The sequence below is a fragment of the Stenoxybacter acetivorans DSM 19021 genome (assembly GCF_000745895.1).
Lineage (GTDB): Bacteria > Pseudomonadota > Gammaproteobacteria > Burkholderiales > Neisseriaceae > Stenoxybacter > Stenoxybacter acetivorans.
This window is the reverse complement of sequence record NZ_JQKE01000022.1, coordinates 24879-41807: the sequence shown is the minus strand read 5'-3', so window position 1 is coordinate 41807 and position 16929 is coordinate 24879. Positions and strand designations below refer to the sequence as shown.

Here is a 16929-nt window from a genome sequence, read left to right as displayed (position 1 = left end):
CATGCTTTCAAAATTGTCTGTACAGAACATCGCATCAATCAAAAATTTACCCGAGTTGCCCACCCACAGACCAATGGTAAGGCAGAGCGGGTTATCAGGACGTTGATGCAGATGTGGCACGATAAAACACGCTTTCAGGACAGTGAGTATCGAAAGCTGGAGCTAAATCGCTTCATCAACTACTACAATACGGTGAAGCCCCATAAATCACTTAACGGAGCGACACCATACGAGGTACTAGAGAAATATTTTTATTTTGATGAAAAGTGTAAACAACGCGGGTAATTCTTACAGTTTAGCTATATTCGTTGGGGAAGTTATTGGCATAAACAGCTTATTTCTGCCCCCACTTCGCCCAAACTTTCAAGCGGCGAAAGGCGGTTTTATCGGTCATGTCTGCTGTAATTGCCTGATGTCTTTGCTGTTTATCAAATACCCAATGCAAGAATACGGTGCGGCGGCTGACTTTGACATTCAGTAACACTGCCTCCCGCATAATTTTTTCACGGTGGAAAAATACGGCAGGTTTGCCTTTTGCATCAATATCAATGCGAGATATGCCCGATGCGAAAAGTGTATTTTGCTGATACCGTGTCCAAAATAAAAAAGTGATGGTTAATAACAGCAATATGATTTTCAGGCTGCCTGAAAAATAGACCATGATGATTGCCGCCGCCACTGCATACGTTGCCGCACTGACCGCAATCAGCGGTTTTGACGGTTTTAAATTCACACGAAAAGGCGGCATAGTGTTTTGTTACATCATGTTGTTTGACACGGGAGAAACATGAATATCTGCGTCCATCGTATCCAAGACCATGTCGTGAATTTCCGCTTCAAAAAATTGCCAAAACGCGGTTAAACTCATGTCTCTAGGCCATTGGCTTTCAGGCAGCTCCCATGCGGCAATTTCGGCTTCAAAAATGGCTTGGTATCGCTCGCCGATATAGGCGATGGCAGATTCGGGGCGGTCACATTCGGGGATTAACAAAGTGGTGCAATTGCTTTGCAGCTGTGTCAGGGTGAGCTCGGGGATATTGTCATCAGTGCTTTTGAGCCATTGTAAAAAAGCGGCGGTGGGTTTGAGTACCACGGCACTGCGGTCAACAAAATACATGGTGCGGCTGCCTTTTCGGTTGCTTAAAAGGCTTTATTGTACTGTGGTTTCATGTTGCCTGAAAAACCAATTGATACAAAAAAACGGGCAAAGTCTGCCCGTTTCCTGTTTCTGAAAATCAATTGCTTAATCGCGTTCAATCGCCAAGGCAACGCCCATGCCGCCGCCGATACACAAGGTTGCCAAGCCTTTTTTGGCATCGCGCCGCTGCATTTCGTGCAGTAAAGTGACCAAAATACGGCTGCCTGAAGCACCAATGGGGTGTCCCAGCGCGATTGCGCCACCGTTCACGTTGACTTTATCCATATCCCACTTCAGCTCGGCAGTTACGCCCAAGGCTTGGGCGGCAAATGCTTCGTTGGCTTCGATTAAATCAACGTCGTCTAAAGTCCAGCCCGCTTTTGCCAAAGTTGCCTGCACCGCAGGGACGGGACCCATGCCCATGATTTCGGGGGCAACACCGCACGAGGCATAGGCTTTGATGGTTGCCAGCGGCTTCAAACCCAGTTCTTTGGCTTTTTGTGCAGACATCATCAACACCGCTGCCGCACCGTCGTTTACTCCCGATGCGTTGGCGGCGGTTACTGTGCCATCTTTTTTAAATGCAGGGCGAAGTTTGCTGATGCTTTCGATGGTTGCGCCTTTTTTGATGAATTCGTCGGCATCAAAAATCAGCGGGTCGCCTTTTCGCTGCGGAACAGATACCGGCACAATTTCCTCTTTGAATTTACCCGCCGCTTGGGCGGCTTCGGCACGGTTTTGCGATGTTAATGAAAATTGATCTTGTGCTTCACGGCTGATGTGGTATTTCTCGGCGATGTTTTCAGCGGTAATGCCCATGTGGTATTGGTTATAGACATCGGTTAAGCCGTCGGCAACCATGCTGTCCACCACTTTGCCGTCGCCCATGCGCAAACCGGTGCGCGCACCCGGCAATAAATAGGGTGAATTGGACATGGATTCTTGCCCGCCTGCAATCACGATTTCACTGTCGCCGCAAGCAATGGCTTGTGCTGCCAAATGGGTTACTTTCAAGCCGGAGCCGCAGACTTGGTTGATGGTTACACACGGCACAGTAACCGGCAAACCCGCCGCTAAAGCGGCTTGGCGGGCGGGGTTTTGCCCCACACCGGCGGTTAATACTTGCCCGAAAATAACTTCGCTGACGGCATCTTTGCTGACGCCTGTTTCGTTCAGTAAAGCCTCAATCACGGCTTTGCCCAATGCGGGCGCACCCAATGATGCCAAACTGCCGCCGAAATTACCGATGGCGGTGCGTTTTGCCGCCACAATCACCACTTCTTTCATGTGCGTTTCCTCCTTTAAGGATAACAACCAGACTGATGATAACAACCAAACAGCGATTTAATATTTCAATGCGGCAACCGCCGACTTCAATAAATATTTGTTCGCTGCACAAATCGCTTTCATTGTAGCGTGAACGCCAAAAATAAACCAACCATAAACACATTTTGAAAATGTAAGCAAGGCGATAAAAAGCATGTTGCCGCTGAATATTCAATACAGGGCATGGTTGCAGCGGCTTCGCAATCATTGTTATTGGTGCTGCCGATGTGTTTTCAGGCTGCCTGAAAAGGCTTGACAGAATAAAAAACAGACCCATATAGACCACAATTAACCAATAAATAAAGGACAAATGATGCGATTTGATAAATTAACCGCTAAATTTCAGGAAGCCTTACAAGAAGCACAGAGTTTGGCTTTGAGCGACGATGCGGGTTATTTGGAAGCGGTGCATGTATTAAAAGCCTTGCTGGACGACAACGACAGCGGTGCGGCGGCGATGCTGGCACACGCGGGTGTGAATGTGGCGCAGGTAAAGCAGGGCGTTCAGACAGCCGTGAATGCGCTGCCCAAAGTATCGGGGCAAGGCGGAGAGCTGCTGCCGTCGCGTGAATTGCAGAATATTTTAAATCTCACAGACAAAGCCGCTGCCAAACGCGGTGATGTCTATATTGCCAGCGAATTGTTTTTGTTGGCGGCGGTGCAGGAAAACGGCGCGCTTGCTAAGATTTTGAAACAGGCAGGTGCGAGTGAAGCGGCACTGAATGCGGCAATTGATACCGTGCGCGGCGGTGCGGCAGTGGATAACCCCGACGCGGAAAACCAACGCGAAGCCTTGAAAAAATACACGCTGGATTTAACCGAGCGCGCCCGCGAAGGCAAACTTGATCCGGTTATCGGGCGCGATGACGAAATTCGCCGTGCCATTCAGGTATTGCAGCGGCGTACCAAAAACAACCCCGTTTTAATCGGTGAACCCGGTGTGGGCAAAACCGCGATTGTGGAAGGTTTGGCGCAGCGCATTGTTGATGGTGAAGTGCCGGAATCTTTGCGCCATAAACGTTTGCTGGTGTTGGATTTGGCGGCTTTAATTGCCGGTGCGAAGTTTCGCGGTGAGTTTGAAGAACGCTTAAAAGCGGTATTGAACGACTTGGCGAAAGACGACGGCAATACGCTGATTTTTATTGATGAAATCCACACATTGGTGGGCGCGGGCAAGGCAGACGGTGCGATGGACGCAGGCAATATGCTCAAACCTGCGCTCGCTCGCGGTGAATTGCACTGTATCGGCGCAACCACGCTGAATGAATATCGCCAATATATTGAAAAAGACGCGGCACTGGAGCGGCGTTTTCAAAAAGTGTTGGTGAGTGAACCGAGCGTGGAAGACACGATTGCGATTTTGCGCGGTTTGCAGGAACGCTATGAAATTCACCACAAAGTGGATATTACCGACCCTGCCATTGTGGCGGCGGCGCAATTATCACACCGCTACATTACCGACCGTTTTTTACCCGATAAAGCCATTGATTTAATTGATGAAGCTGCTTCTTTAATCAAGATGGAGAGTGAATCCATGCCCGAGAGCATGGACAAACTCAACCGCCGATTGATTCAATTGAAAATCGAACGCGAAGCCTTGAAAAAAGAAAGCGACGATGCCAGTAAAAAACGCTTGGCGTTAATTGAAGAAGAAATCAGCAGTTTAGAAAAAGAATTTGCCGACCTTAACGAAATTTGGACGGCAGAAAAAGCAGTGGCGCAAGGCAGCGCAGGCATTAAAGAGCAAATTGAGCAGTTAAAAGTGAAAATGGCAGCGTTGCAGCGCGAAGGTAAATGGGAAGCACTGGCAAAACTGCAATACGAAGAATTGCCCAAACTGGAAGCACAATTGCAGGCTGCCGAAAACCAAGCTCAGAGCGGCAATACAAATAAATTACTGCGCACAAAAGTGGGTGCGGAAGAAATTGCCGAAATCGTATCGCGTGCGACCGGTATTCCGGTGGCAAAAATGATGGAGGGCGAGCGCGAAAAACTACTGAAAATCGAAGAAGTATTGCATCAGCGCGTGATTGGGCAAGACGAAGCCGTTCGCGCGGTTGCCGATGCCATTCGCCGCAGCCGTGCCGGTTTGGCAGACCCCAATAAACCCTACGGCAGTTTCCTGTTTTTGGGACCAACCGGTGTTGGCAAAACAGAATTGTGTAAAACGTTGGCGAATTTCTTGTTTGACAGTGAAGACCATTTGATTCGCATTGATATGTCCGAATACATGGAAAAACACGCGGTTGCCCGCTTAATTGGTGCGCCGCCGGGCTATGTTGGTTACGAAGAGGGCGGCTACCTCACAGAGCAAGTGCGGCGCAAACCGTATAGTGTGATTTTGCTTGATGAAGTGGAAAAAGCGCACCCCGATGTCTTCAATATTTTGCTGCAAGTCTTGGACGACGGGCGGTTAACCGACGGACAAGGACGCACGGTGGACTTTAAAAACACCGTGATTGCGATGACTTCCAATATTGGCAGCCAACGCATTCAGGAAATGGGAACAGCGGATTATGATGCGGTGAAAGCAGAGGTGATGGAAGAAGTAAAACACCAATTCCGTCCGGAAATGATTAATAGGATTGACGAAGTGGTGGTGTTCCACGGCTTAAATCAAGACAATATTCGCGCCATTGCCAAAATCCAATTGCAAAGTCTGCGCAAACGTTTGGCACAAATGGATTTACACCTGCAAGTAGATGATGAAGCACTTGATGAACTGGCACGTGCCGGCTTTGACCCGATTTACGGTGCGCGTCCGCTCAAACGCGCCATTCAAGCCGAGATTGAAAATCCGCTGGCGAAAAGATTGCTGGAAGGCAAGTATCTGCCTGAGAGTACCATTATGGTGGGTGTTAAAGACGGGCATTTGGTGTTTGAATGATTAAGGCTGCCTGAAACAGCATTGCTGCATTGCTGTTTGGTGCTGCCCGATCAAAAAACAAGCCGCTGAAGTTTTATTTGAACTTCAGCGGCTGTTTGTATTGGGAACAATGAAGCAGGGCTTACATTGATTCACCTCTTAAAGCACGCAAATGCCAGTTGTAGGCTTCGCCCAATAAATGCGGGGTTTGACCGCTGACTTCTTTTTGCGCACGGGCAAAATAGTCTTCCAGCATTGGGCGGAATTGAGGTGCAGCACATTTTTCAATAATCAATTTGGCGCGCTGGCGCGGGGCTAAACCGCGCAAATCTGCCAAACCGTGTTCGGTAACAATGACTTGTACATCGTGTTCGGTGTGATCCACATGGGCAACCATGGGTACGATGCACGAGAGTTTACCGCCTTTGGCGGTTGACGGCGTCATGAAAATGGATAAATAAGCATTGCGGGTGAAATCACCTGAGCCGCCTAAGCCGTTCATCATGCGCGTACCCAGTACATGGGTGGAATTCACGTTGCCGTAAATATCCGCTTCCAGTAAACCATTCATACCGATAATGCCCAAGCGGCGAATGATTTCGGGGTGGTTACTGATTTCCTGCGGGCGCAGAATGATGCGTTTACGGTATTCGTCGATATTATTGAAAAAATCGGTTTGCGCGGCGGCAGACAAAGAAATGGCAGTCGCGGAAGCAATGGACAGCGTACCTGATTTAATCATGTCCAGCATGCCGTCTTGCAATACTTCGGTGTAGGACGTGAGGTTGCTGAACGGACCTTCATTCAAGCCTGCCATCACGGCGTTGGCAACATTGCCGACACCGGATTGGAACGGCAGCAAATTTTTCGGCATTCTGCCTTGTTTCACTTCATTTTGGAAAAATTCCAAAATGTGGTTGGCAATCATGCGTGAGTTTTCGTCCGGTTCGGAAAAAGCGGTGTCGCGGTCAGGCGCGTTGGTTTCCACCACCGCCACCACTTTATTCAAATCCACGCGCATGTATTGATCGCCGATGCGGTCTGCGGGATTAATTAACGGAATGGGCTGACGGTTGGGCGGCAAAGCGACTTGATAAATATCGTGCATGCCTTCCATTTTGGTGCTGAATGAAGAATTAACTTCAATAATCACCTCATCAGCCAGGTCCAGCCAAGTTGGATTATTGCCCACGGCAGTGGACGGAATCAAACGGCCGTCTTCTAAAATGGCAACCACTTCAACCAATGCCACCCGAATTTTGCCGTAATGTCCCCAAATCGCGTTTTGGGCAACGTGCGATAAATGCACATCGGTGTAATAAGCCTCGCCTGAATTGATGCGGCTGCGGCATTCGGGGTCAGACTGATACGGCAAGCGCAAAGAAACGCCGTCTACTTTAAATAATTCGCCGTCCACGTCCGGTGAAGTGGATGCGCCAGTCAGCATGCCAACACGAAAATCTTCGCCGCGTTCATGCGCCGCGCCGATGCGTTTTGCCAATGCGCTTGCCACGGCTTTTGGCGAACCTGAACCGGTAAAGCCGCTCATGCCGATATTGTCGCCCGGGCGGATAAACGCGGCGGCTTCATCTGCCGACATAATTTTACTGCGCAAGGCACTGTTCAGAATACGGGATCCACTCATCTGATTTCTCTCTATAAAGGTTACAGACAATTTTTTGTCTTTGTCATTGATGATGAACTGAAAAAGTAACTTGGGTATTGCTGCATCACAAGTCTGTACAAAACGCCAATTTTTTCATCGGCGTTATTGGCTTTATCTTAACACCAAACGCGGCATGGTAGCCACAACCAGTAATACAGATAAATGACTATTTTCTGCGCATGGATTGTGTATGGATACGGCTTTCTGTTCTGCTTTCTGCCGTACAGGGTTTGATTGTTTTGGATTGCTACGCGATGAAAAAGAAAGTTGTTTGGTGGCTATGCCCTAAACAGCAAATCACCGCATGGCGCGCTCTCATAACATACTCAATGCGTACCGTGCGGCGGTTTATAGCTGTACTATTATTTTTTTCAAAAAAGAAAACATAGCCTATTCACAGATTTCAGATAATTAGCCGTAATTTTTCTGGCTAGTCGTTTTGAAAAATTTAATAGTTTAGCTATATCATTGCCGTTTAGAATATTATCGTCGCCGTTGCCCTTGGCCCGCACCGCTTCTATATTCTGTTTCTCAGCAACCACAGGTTACCAGAGTGCCTTCTTTCCCATCAACACCCTCAGTGGAATAGCCATCACGCTTCCACCAGTCTAACCCACCCAGTAATTCTTTTACCTGAAAACCCAAAGTCATCAGTTTCATCGCCGTTTTGGTAGAAGCATTACAACCAATCCCATCACAGTAGCAGATATATAATTTGGTTTTATCTAAATGTTCAGTGTTATTGAAACAAATTTCTTTATGCGGCTGGTTAATCGCTCCCGGAATATGTTCTTTTTGATAGGCATTTTTACTGCGTCCATCGACCACAACAACATTTTCATTATTCTTTAATGCCAGATACAAATCCCATGAATCTGTTTCATAGGCTAATTTTTTTTGATAGTAAGATAGTTGTTCAATCGATGACATAATAACCTCATTGTTTACTGGGAAGTTTGTATTCAGCAGCCAACGTTTTGGCAATTTGTTCAACGGTCTGACGGATACCGGCAAGTTATTTTTTAGGGAAACACTGTTAAATCTCTTTGGATCATATTCCCCGCTACTCTGCGGCGTATCATTCCAAAATGAGTACATATCTGCTTTTTACTCAAAGCAATTGTTCTACGGAGCAATTGATTTGGCAGCATCGCGGACACCTTGTCTTAAAGATTGCACCATAGCGGTGTAACCGTTGCCTTGCTGGGCTGTGTGAATATCGAAATTGTGTGTATTGAGTTTGATGTCCTGCCATTGGCTGTAGCCGCTGATGTGGGTGTAGCCGGTGTGGCTGCCTTGAAAGTCTTCGATGTGAATCAGCAGTATGGGGGTATTGGCGGCAGGGGCTGCGGTGTAGGCGAAGCGGCGTTCAGGCAGCCTGTTTAAATCATTGGCAAATGCTTTGGCAAGCATGGTGTTTAGGGGTTCACTCCATAAATGCTGACGGGCAAAATAGACGTTTTCGGGGCTGTCTTGATAAACGAGATTGCTGCGGTTTAAGAAGTCTGCCGTTTGCACTTCAATGCGCACAATCGGCAGCGAATTTGAGGCTGCCTGAAAACTGCTGTCGGGCAAACGGTAATAGCTGATTGGGTTGCCGGCACAGGCAGTTAAACCGATGATGATGGCAACGGCGGTGAAGCGCAATAAGGTGTTCATATTCATTCCAATCAAATCACTCAATTGTTTATTTCGATACAGCACCTTGCGGTATCGGATCACGCTGCCCCTTGTTAAAAATCAAGGCATTGGGTTGCTCTTGTAAGGTTTGCAGGGCAGGCTCGGCTTGTTGTAAGGTTTGGTTGAGGCGGTTTAGCGTTGCCCGAATATCGGTGTATAAGGGTGAGTTTGGCGATACGCCTTGCAAGGTTTGCTGAATATTGCGCAGGGTTTGGCTGATTTCTTGCGGCATTTTTTGGGTGCTGTCTTGGGCGAGCAAGCGGTTCACGCTGTTTAGGGTGCTTTTGAGTTCACGCAAGCTGCTGTTGAGTTCCGACACGGTTTGATTGAGCGGCAAGGCATTGAATTTTGCCAAAAGGTCGGATAATTGATTTTGCAAGGCAGCAAAACCGCCGTTTTTGCTGGCAATGACCACGTTGCCTTGATATTGTGCCTGCGGTTTAAACAGGGGAACGCCTGTTGTGCTGTCTGATAAATTGACAAACAATTGCCCTGTGATGAGGCTGTCTGATTCCAAAGAGGCGGTTAAACCGCGGTTTAAGGCTGCCTGAATGCTTTGCTGCCAAACGCCGCTGGCTTGGCGGTCTGCATTGATTTCCATGCGTTCCGGTTCAAGCATAATGCGCACGGGAATGCGTTTGTCGGAAAACAGTTTGAGGCTGTCGTTTCGGGCAAAAAACGGCACGTCGGTTACTGTGCCGACGGGTAAACCTTTGTACTCAACCGATGCACCCGCACTCAAGCCGCGCACGGAATCACGGAAAAACACCACATAATACAAAGCGCGTGAATTGGGTTGGTTTTGCAAATCGGATAAACTGTTGTAGAGCGTGAATTCGGCATTGTTCGGCACGGAATTGCCTTTGCCGGGCGGTTCATCACGAAACACGATGGCACCGGACAGCAATGCGGGAATGGGGGAGGCGTCAATTTTAATACCGCCGCCGCCGGCTTCAATTTTTAAGCCGCTTTGCACCCAAAAACGGGAATTGCTGTTCACCAATTTATCATTGGGGCTATTGATAAAAATTTGATAATGCACGGTTTTATCATCAGGATTGAACGATGCGGTTTCCACTTGTCCAACATTGATGTCGCCATACAATACAGGGCTGCCTGCGCTGAGTAATTTATTGCTTTTATTGGTTAAGTGCAGGCGCAAGCCGGTTTGGCCAATGGCACTGATCGGCGGCACATCGGCTATCTGAAATACTGTGGCGGTTTCGGCAGAATGCCCGGGCGTGAACGCGATATACGCGCCGGAAACCAAAGTATTCAAGCCGGTAATCCCGCTTTGATCAATACGCGGCTTCACAATCCAAAATTGCGTATCTTTGCGTATCATGTGTTTCACGTCTGCCGATAATTGAACCATTACCGACACACCTTTTTCATCTTGGCGCAATTTCACATCGGTTACTTTGCCGACACTCACGTTCAACACCTTCACCATTGTATTGTTTACTTCAATACCATCGGCGTCTTTCATCAGCAATGTGATTTCCGGACCGGTGTTTTGAATGTGCTGGAACGCCAGCCACAAGCCGGTAAACAAAGCCAACAACGGAATCAGCCACACCACGGAGTTTAACGGTGCATTTTTTTTCACGCGTGCTTGCGGCGGGCGGGCAGTATCAGAGGTATTCATAAGCGAGGCGGCAGTGGGTTGATGCGGTTTATTTTATCCCAAATCAAACGCGGGTCGAAGTAGTAAGCGGACAGCATGGTAAGCACCACCACCAAGCAAAAATACACCACCGCAGGACCGGGGGTAACGCGGGCAATGGGCGTGTGGAATGATGCCATTAAGATAATAATCACAAACACATCAATCATCGACCAGCGGCCAACGGATTCGGTGATGCGATACAGCGGCGACAAAATTTTAATCGGCAGCAAAGGGCGGCAAGCAGCAGAATACAGCAATACCGACATGGAAATCATTTTTAAAACGGGAATTGCCATGCTGGCACTGAAAATAATAAGCGCAATCAATTTATCACCATCGCGCCACATAAATTGAATACCATTAAAAATAGTGTTGATTTCGGTACTCATCGGATTACTGCTGATCATAATCGGCAGTAAATTCGCAGGCAGATACAATAATGCGGCAGTCAATAAAAAAACCGCGCTGGTGCGCAAACTCATGGGACGGCGTTGATATAAGGCATTGCCGCAAACTTGGCAATGAGTGAGATTGGCTGGCTGAAAATACAAACATTTACTGCAGCACACGGTTTGCGGTGTTTCGGTTAGCAGGAATGTTTTTTTTGCTGTTACGCGCTGTATTTGATAGTAAATCCAATGCGATGGCACGCTTTGTGCCGTGCGAATCAATAAAATTGCCAGCACCAAAATCAGCCAAAATGCCGCACCGAAAGTAACGTGTGCCACACTGTTTAATTTAATGTATGCCACCAAAGTGGAAATAAAAAATACGTCCACCATCATCCAGTCCCGCAGCCACACCAGTACGCGGGCAGCATACAAAAGATGCGGCAATATTTTGTGTATGCTCAAGGCGGTATAAACATACAAACACAATAAACAAAAGACAATCGGTGTGCCGAAAGTGAGGATAAACATCACTTCTGCCAAAAAGCCGAAGTCTTGCCCCAGCAAATCGCCCAATATTTGCCATAAACTTAAATCGGTATGAACACCCGGCAAATCAACGCTTAAATACGGCTGGCTGTACACCAATAAAATCATGATAACCGAAGCCAAAGCCCAAGAGAGTGTTCCTTGCAGCGGGTTGGCTTCCACGCGTACCAAAGAATGACGGCATCGCAGGCAATAGGCTTCCTCACCCGGATACAATGCGGGCAGGGTCAGGGATAAGCCGCATTCGGGGCAATCCAGTTGGTGTTCAGGCAGCCTGAATGGACTATTGGCAGTTAAATTTGCCTTTGGCATGAATCAGCAATGAAACCAAAACGAAGAGATAAAAACAAAACGGCAGACTTGTTTATAAAGTCTGCCGAAGTTCATTCATTTAACGCAAATATAGCCGACATAAAGCCGGCGAGGTATTATGCGGGCTGAATGTTAGATGCTTGTTTGCCTTTGGGTCCGGTGGTGATGTCGAAACTCACGCGCTGACCCTCTTTTAAGCTTTTAAAGCCACCCATGTTGATTGCAGAGAAATGTGCGAACAAATCTTCACCGCCTTCATCAGGAGTGATAAAACCAAAACCTTTAGCGTCGTTAAACCACTTAACAATACCAGTTGCCATGTAACTTCCTATACTAAATAAAAACGAATTAAACAATTTGCGAAAACGGCACACGGCTATTTCAGATGCAGGATCAAAAGAAAGTATCTGGTTTAAGCAGTTAATGTCCGCGTTGCTAATGTGCTTTTTACGGGGATTTCATTCTTTCGTCAAGCTATTTTGTCAATAAAAATCAAAAAACATTAAAAAAATAATAAAAAAACGCTGATGTGTATCAAAATATGCACAAAATTTAAAAATTTCTTGGCTTCTTTACATGGCAGCGAAGCGGATTAAATAACAGCTTATCGTGCCGAAAAGATTAAAATCTGCTATCTTTTCGCTTTTGATGAATGATTCAGGCTGCCTGAAGGATTTGTTTTATGATTGGTTTGTTGATTATCACGCATGAGGCTTTGGGTAAGGCTTATGTTCGGGTGGCAGAACATTTTTTCGGTGATGTGCCGCCGCATTTGCGCATTATCAGCGTTAAAAAAAATGATGCACCCGAATGGTTGCGTGAAGAAGTGGCTTCATCGCTGCAAGTTTTGGACAGCGGAAATGGGGTGTTGGTGCTGGGTGATATTTTTGGTGCGACGCCGTGTAACAGTGCGCAGAATGTGATTCAAAATCAAGTTATTCAGCATAAAAAAGTGATTATGCTGACCGGTTTAAATGTACCAATGGCAGTAAAAGCATTGCAATATTCAGGCAGCCGTACTGATTTATCACAATTGGCGGAAGAAGTTAAAACAGCGGCGATTAACGGCATTGTAGCGGTTAAATACGAGGAATAAACACATTATGCTCAAGCAAGAAGTGGAAATTGTCAATAAATTGGGTTTGCATGCCCGCGCATCCAGCCGTTTTACGCAAACGGCAGGGCGGTTTCAGTGTGAAGTGTGGGTGAGCCGCAAAGATCGCCGCATTAATGGCAAAAGCATTATGGGCTTGATGATGCTGGCGGCGGCGCAGGGTTGTGTGATTGAGTTGGAGACCAACGGCATTGACGAACAAGAAGCCATGAATACGCTGGTGTCTTTAATTCAAGACCGTTTCGGTGAGGACGAGTAAGCATGAGCATTGTGCTGCACGGCATTGCAGTTGGTTCAGGCGTTGCCATTGGCAGGGCGCATCTGGTGGTGCGCGGCATGGACGAAGTGCCGCACCATGAGCTGCCTGAAAACGAAATTGATGCGGAAGCAGAACGCTATGAGCAAGCGGTTAAAGCCACGCGCCGCCAGTTGGAACAATTGCGAACGGCGATTCCGGAAAATGCACCAACAGAGCTGGGGGCATTCATTTCTTTGCATTTAATGCTGCTGAGTGATGCCACGTTATCCCGCGATCCTGCAGACATCATCGTTAAGCAAAAAATCAATGCCGAATGGGCATTAAAACAGCAAGTGGATTTTTTGACAGAACAATTCAATGCCATCGGCGACGATTATCTGCGCGAGCGCAAACAAGACATGCTGCAAGTGGCAGAACGCATTTATAAAAATTTGCGGGGCTTAAATACCGACATCATCGGCACGGAAGATTTTGAAGACGACAGCATTTTAATTGCACATGATTTATCGCCGGCAGATACGGTTTTTTTTAAAGACGGCCGCATTGCCGCTTTTGTTACCGATGCGGGCGGTCCCACCAGCCATACCGCGATTTTGGGACGCAGTTTGGAAATGCCGTCGGTGATTGCGCTAAACCATGTTCGTGATCTGATCAGCGAAGACGAATGGGTGATTGTGGACGGTTCAAGCGGCGTGCTGATTATCGATCCCGATGCGGTGGTGCTGGCCGAATACCGTCGGGAAATGCGTGAATTTAAAAATCAGCAGCGGCAATTAAGCCGGCTGAAAAAAACCGCCGCAACGACACAAGATAATATCAATATCGAATTGCTGGGCAACATCGAAACAACGGAAGACATTAAAAATTTACATAAATTCAATGCCGATGGTGTGGGTTTATTTCGCAGTGAATTCACTTACCTAAACCGCGATACATTGCCCACCGAAGATGAATTATTTGGTATTTATCTTGAAGCCGTTAAAAAACTCAAAGGCAAATCATTAACCATACGCACAGTGGATTTGGGCGTGGATAAAAACCCGCGCTGGTTTGGGCATAACCGCAGCTTAAATCCGGCATTGGGCTTAACCGGCATACGTTTGTGTTTGGCAGAGCCGATGATGTTTCGCACCCAAATGCGTGCCATTTTACGTGCTGCCGCTCATGGTCCCGTGCGTTTAATGTGGCCGATGATTTCCTCGCTGGAAGAAGTGCAGCAGTGCTTAACGCATTTAAATATCGCCAAAGAGCAGCTTGCCGAACAAGATAAAGCATTCGATAAAGATATTGCCGTGGGCATTATGGTGGAAATTCCGTCGGCGGCTTTGGCGATTGGTGCGCTGCTCAAATGCGTGGATTTCATTTCCATCGGCACCAATGATTTAATTCAATACACGCTGGCAGTGGATCGCGGCGATGAATCTGTGGGCTATTTGTATCAGCCGACACATCCGGCGGTGCTGAAATTATTGCAGCACGTGATACGCACTGCCAATCGCATGCAGAAGCAAGTATCGGTTTGCGGTGAAATGGCGGGTGATAAACAATACACACGGTTATTGCTGGGCATGGGTCTGCGCCGCTTCTCCATGAATCCGAATAATTTATTGGCAGTAAAAAACCGTGTGATACAAAGTGACGTGATGATGCTGGAAACGGAAATTCAACGCATCACCCGCAGCGATGACTTGGATAAAATCACCAAATTAATCAAAAAATTAAATCAAACCAATCAGGGCACATAATACGGCTTCCTCCTGATAATGCAGGGAAGTTTTCTGACCGTATTTTGGCTGTATTTTAAATCGGCAATGAGTCTTCATTGGTTTAAAAACCAAAATGATTACGAATCAGAAGCATGATTTGTTGAGGAACACCAGTGCCATTGTTTAGGAAGTCGTAATGAAAACAACAGATAAAACTATCCAGCCAGCCAGCCAGCCAGCCAGCCAGCCAGCCAGCCAGCCAGCCAGCCAGCCAGCCAGCCAAATTATACTGAAAATCCACCCTGCGGCGGTTTAAAAGCCGCTTGGCAACACAATCAACAGCTTTCACCCAACAGTGCGCTTTTGGATTCCCTGAAAGCCGCGTTGCCGCAGTTTTTCAATAAAAACGGTGAATTTTTGCTGGACGCATTCACCGATGCCATTCAAAAAAATCATCTTCAAGAAGCCCGCGACGGTTATCGTTTGGATTTTGTCGGCAAAGACTATGCACGATTGCAAAGCAGCATGGCGGCGCAAAGCGTGCTGATTCCCGATGTGGTACACAATCAAGAATCTGAAAATGCCAAAAGTGATAATGTATTTATCACCGGCGACAATCTGGAAGTATTGCGGCATTTGCAAAATGCCTATACGGGCAAAGTGAAGATGATTTACATCGACCCACCCTACAACACCGGCAAAGAATTTGTTTACCACGATAAATTTGAATTTTCTGATGACGTATTAAAAACACGTTTGCAGTATGACGATGCCGAAATCCAACGCTTAAAAAGCCTGCAAGGCAGAAGTTCGCATTCGGCGTGGCTGGCATTTATGTATCCGCGCCTGAAATTGGCTCGGCAATTATTGCGCGATGACGGCGTGATTTTTGTGTCAATTGATGATAATGAGCAAGCGCAGTTAAAGTTGTTAATGGATGAAGTGTTTGGGGAGGGGAATTTTGTCGGAGACATAATCAGAAAAACAAAATCCCAGACTAACGATGCCAAAAATGGTTTGAATTATCAACATGAGTTTATATTGGTGTACGCAAAAGATAAGCTACAGATTTTATTAAAAGGAGAAATCAAAGATACGTCCAATTATAAAAACCCAGACAATGATGCTGCGGGTGCTTGGGTTATCACTGACCCAAGCGCCCGTAGCGGTAGTGATAATGCACGGTTTGAAATCAAAAATCCTTATACAGGAACAATTGATTTACCACCTAAAGGCAGATATTGGGCGTTTGCTCAATCTACTTTTAATGAATGGGTAGAAAGTGGCAAAGTAGTTTTCAGACGTGAGATAAAATCAGGTCAGCGTGGATTTATTATTAAGAAATACCTATCAGAACTACGAAGTGAAAATAATCTTGTTGATTCATTATTTTTTATTGGTAACGAATACATGAATCAGGTAGCTACGAAAGAATTAAATGAATTATTTGGTGATATTGCTTTTACATTCCCCAAACCCATGAGTTTTATCAAAAAACTCATTCAATTTACCTGTAACCATAATGACAACGACCTTATCCTTGATTTTTTCGCAGGTTCCGCCACTACTGCTCATGCCGTGATGCAACTCAATGCTGAAGACGGCGGCAATCGCCGTTTTATGCTGGCGCAATGGGCAGAACAAACCCCGCCCGACAGCGAAGCGCGTAAAGCGGGTTTTCAGACTATAGATCAAATTGCGCGTACACGCATTCACAAAGCCGCTGTCAAAATCCGCACCGATTTTGCCGACAAGCTGCCTGAGCACTGGGACGGCGGTTTTCAACATTTTATCTGCCGTGAACCTGCTGTTCAGGCTTTGGAAAGCATTCAAACCTTTGAAGCATTTCGCCCTGATTTATTTGATCAAAACATCTTGCACCATTTTGCCGCCAAAGATTGGCAGGCTTCGGGTGAAGCGGTGTTATTGCAAACTTGGTTAATCGAAGACGGCAACGGTTTTGACATCAAGCCGCAAATCATCAGGCTGCCTGAAAGCCCTGCCGAAGGGCAAAAACCTTATCTTGCCCATTACCTGCCCGAAAGCCAAACCCTGTATTTGCTTGCTGCCGATTTTCACAGCGAAGCCTTGCTCGATTTGCTTAATCGCATTGGTTCGCATCAATTGGCGGTAAACACCCTTGTGGTTTACCCCTATTCTTTCGGTGCGGAAGCCATGCGCGAATTGGAAACCAATGTGAAAACCAATTTACAAGGGAATGTGCATTTATTAAAGCGGTATTAAACATATTGTGT

At 46.8% G+C, this 16929-nt stretch carries 16 protein-coding genes; 6 read left to right on the top strand and 10 right to left on the bottom strand.

Features of this window, described 5'->3' with window-relative positions:
• A partial coding sequence (locus Q384_RS04125) for an integrase core domain-containing protein (RefSeq protein ID WP_037586131.1) occupies nucleotides 1–285 on the top strand: 285 nt, incomplete at its 5' end.
• Between the two features lie 49 nt (nucleotides 286–334).
• Here the strand turns inward: Q384_RS04125 and Q384_RS04120 are convergent.
• The 3 genes from Q384_RS04120 to Q384_RS04110 all read right to left on the bottom strand — a co-directional run bounded on the left by Q384_RS04120 (nucleotide 335) and on the right by Q384_RS04110 (nucleotide 2425).
• Complete coding sequence (locus Q384_RS04120; RefSeq protein WP_037586130.1) at nucleotides 335–748, bottom strand: protein YgfX; 414 nt, start codon at nucleotides 746–748, stop codon at nucleotides 335–337.
• Between the two features lie 9 nt (nucleotides 749–757).
• The gene (locus Q384_RS04115; RefSeq protein WP_037586129.1) at nucleotides 758–1117 is read right to left on the bottom strand and encodes a hypothetical protein; all 360 of its coding nucleotides are present in this window, start codon (nucleotides 1115–1117) and stop codon (nucleotides 758–760) included.
• 126 nt (nucleotides 1118–1243) lie between these two features.
• Nucleotides 1244–2425 (bottom strand): acetyl-CoA C-acetyltransferase, encoded by a 1182-nt coding sequence (locus Q384_RS04110; protein ID WP_037586128.1) that lies wholly within the window; start codon nucleotides 2423–2425, stop codon nucleotides 1244–1246.
• Between the two features lie 352 nt (nucleotides 2426–2777).
• Here Q384_RS04110 and clpB point away from each other — a divergent pair, with 352 nt between their 5' ends.
• A complete protein-coding gene (gene clpB, locus Q384_RS04100) occupies nucleotides 2778–5351 on the top strand; it encodes an ATP-dependent chaperone ClpB (RefSeq protein ID WP_037586126.1) in 2574 nt (857 codons plus the stop codon).
• 121 nt (nucleotides 5352–5472) lie between these two features.
• Here the strand turns inward: clpB and scpC are convergent, their stop codons facing one another.
• The 6 genes from scpC to Q384_RS04070 all read right to left on the bottom strand — a co-directional run bounded on the left by scpC (nucleotide 5473) and on the right by Q384_RS04070 (nucleotide 11915).
• Nucleotides 5473–6975, bottom strand: a complete 1503-nt coding sequence (gene scpC / locus Q384_RS04095) for a succinyl-CoA:acetate CoA-transferase ScpC (protein WP_037586125.1) — start codon at nucleotides 6973–6975, stop codon at nucleotides 5473–5475.
• A gap of 552 nt (nucleotides 6976–7527) precedes the next feature.
• The gene (locus Q384_RS04090) at nucleotides 7528–8094 is read right to left on the bottom strand and encodes a rhodanese-like domain-containing protein (RefSeq protein WP_245608503.1); all 567 of its coding nucleotides are present in this window, start codon (nucleotides 8092–8094) and stop codon (nucleotides 7528–7530) included.
• Nucleotides 8095–8121: 27 nt separating this feature from the next.
• Nucleotides 8122–8655 (bottom strand): PqiC family protein, encoded by a 534-nt coding sequence (locus Q384_RS04085; protein WP_051940434.1) that lies wholly within the window; start codon nucleotides 8653–8655, stop codon nucleotides 8122–8124.
• A 28-nt stretch (nucleotides 8656–8683) separates the two neighbouring features.
• Entirely contained in the window at nucleotides 8684–10324 is a 1641-nt protein-coding gene (gene pqiB, locus Q384_RS04080; protein WP_037586123.1) for an intermembrane transport protein PqiB, read from the bottom strand.
• Entirely contained in the window at nucleotides 10321–11595 is a 1275-nt protein-coding gene (locus tag Q384_RS04075) for a paraquat-inducible protein A (RefSeq protein WP_084224385.1), read from the bottom strand. Before Q384_RS04075 ends, pqiB begins: the two co-directional genes overlap by 4 nt.
• Nucleotides 11596–11711: 116 nt before the next feature.
• Nucleotides 11712–11915 carry a cold-shock protein gene (locus Q384_RS04070; RefSeq protein WP_037586122.1) on the bottom strand — a complete coding sequence of 68 codons (204 nt, stop codon included), beginning with the start codon at nucleotides 11913–11915 and terminating at the stop codon, nucleotides 11712–11714.
• 362 nt (nucleotides 11916–12277) lie between these two features.
• Between Q384_RS04070 and Q384_RS04065 the strand changes: the two genes are divergently transcribed.
• Genes Q384_RS04065 through ptsP form a run of 3 tightly spaced genes read left to right on the top strand, consistent with a single transcriptional unit; the run spans nucleotide 12278 to nucleotide 14713 of the window.
• Nucleotides 12278–12691, top strand: a complete 414-nt coding sequence (locus tag Q384_RS04065; RefSeq protein ID WP_037586121.1) for a PTS sugar transporter subunit IIA — start codon at nucleotides 12278–12280, stop codon at nucleotides 12689–12691.
• A 7-nt stretch (nucleotides 12692–12698) separates the two neighbouring features.
• Complete coding sequence (locus Q384_RS04060; protein ID WP_037586120.1) at nucleotides 12699–12968, top strand: HPr family phosphocarrier protein; 270 nt, start codon at nucleotides 12699–12701, stop codon at nucleotides 12966–12968.
• Nucleotides 12969–12970: 2 nt separating this feature from the next.
• Nucleotides 12971–14713: a phosphoenolpyruvate--protein phosphotransferase gene (gene ptsP / locus Q384_RS04055; protein ID WP_037586119.1), complete on the top strand. Its 1743-nt coding sequence runs from the start codon at nucleotides 12971–12973 to the stop codon at nucleotides 14711–14713.
• Nucleotides 14714–14795: 82 nt separating this feature from the next.
• Here the strand turns inward: ptsP and Q384_RS13765 are convergent, their stop codons facing one another.
• Nucleotides 14796–15023, bottom strand: coding sequence for a hypothetical protein (locus Q384_RS13765; RefSeq protein WP_037586118.1), 228 nt, complete (start codon nucleotides 15021–15023; stop codon nucleotides 14796–14798).
• A 14-nt stretch (nucleotides 15024–15037) separates the two neighbouring features.
• Between Q384_RS13765 and Q384_RS04045 the strand changes: the two genes are divergently transcribed.
• Nucleotides 15038–16918, top strand: a complete 1881-nt coding sequence (locus tag Q384_RS04045) for a site-specific DNA-methyltransferase (RefSeq protein ID WP_051940431.1) — start codon at nucleotides 15038–15040, stop codon at nucleotides 16916–16918.
• Nucleotides 16919–16929 lie beyond the last annotated feature (11 nt).